A 965-nucleotide genomic window follows, 5' to 3' on the forward strand; every position below is an offset into this window, starting at 1 on the left:
CGCCGGCTACTCCCGCACCGACCCGGTCGCCGCCCGCCTGGTCGACGCGCAGGCCGCCGCCCTGGCCACCGCCGTCCGCCGCCTCGCGGGGGTCGCGGCCTCCGGGCCCGGCTGGTCCTCGCGCCTGCTCGAGGAGCACGCCCTGCTGCACCTGCTCACCGCCGCCCACGGCCGCCTCGCGAGCCTGCCGGCGCCGCTGGCCGACACCGTCCGCTCCCGCGTGGGCGCCCCGCCGCGGACCGCGGACGTCCTCGCCGGGCCCGGCGTGCGCGACCGCTGGGCCGTGCTGTCCCTGCGCGACCGCGTCGAGGACCGGCTCGTCGCCCGGCGCGCCCACCTCGTGGGCGAGCGCACCGGCCGCACCGCGCTCGTCCTCTCCTTCGCCCCGCCCGGGCAGCCGCTGGACGCCTCCCTCGTGCCCGGCACCGCCGTGGAGGCCGAGCTGCACTTCCACCCCGGCGCGCACCCGCTGCGCGCCGTCGTCGGCGCCCGCCACGGCGAGCCGGGCCCGCCGGGTGCCGTCGCCGCCGAGCCGGTGGCCGCCGCGCACGCCCGCTGGGCCGCCGCGGTGGCCGCCGACCCGTGGCTGACCGAGCTGCCCGTCGTGCTCGCCGACGTGGTCCCGTCCGCACCGGTGGACGCGCCCGCCGCGGCGTCCCCCGGCACCGCGGCCGCCGGGCCGGGGTGGGCGCTGGTCGACGCCGCCGGGCACGCGGTGCCGCTCGCCGAGCCCGCGGGGGTGTGGACCCTGCTGGCCGTCGGCGGGGCGCGGCCCTGCGCCGTCGCGGGCGACTGGACCCCGGAGGGGGTGCGGTTGAGCGCCGCCCTGACCGCGGAGGGGCCGGTCCCGCTGTGAGCGCCGACCCCGCGACCGCCTCCAGCGCCGTCCCCACCGCCGTCCCCGACGCCGCGCCCACCGCCGCGCCCGGGTGGGACGCGCTGCTGGGCGCCGCCCTGCTGGGCAC

1 pseudogene is annotated in these 965 nt (G+C 83.2%); it reads left to right on the forward strand.

What is annotated here, in order from left to right:
* Positions 1-856 (forward strand): annotated as a pseudogene (locus GTQ99_RS23580) (SWIM zinc finger family protein); the annotation flags it as partial.
* Positions 857-965 lie beyond the last annotated feature (109 nt).

This window comes from Kineococcus vitellinus (assembly GCF_009906315.1).
Taxonomy (GTDB): domain Bacteria; phylum Actinomycetota; class Actinomycetes; order Actinomycetales; family Kineococcaceae; genus Kineococcus; species Kineococcus vitellinus.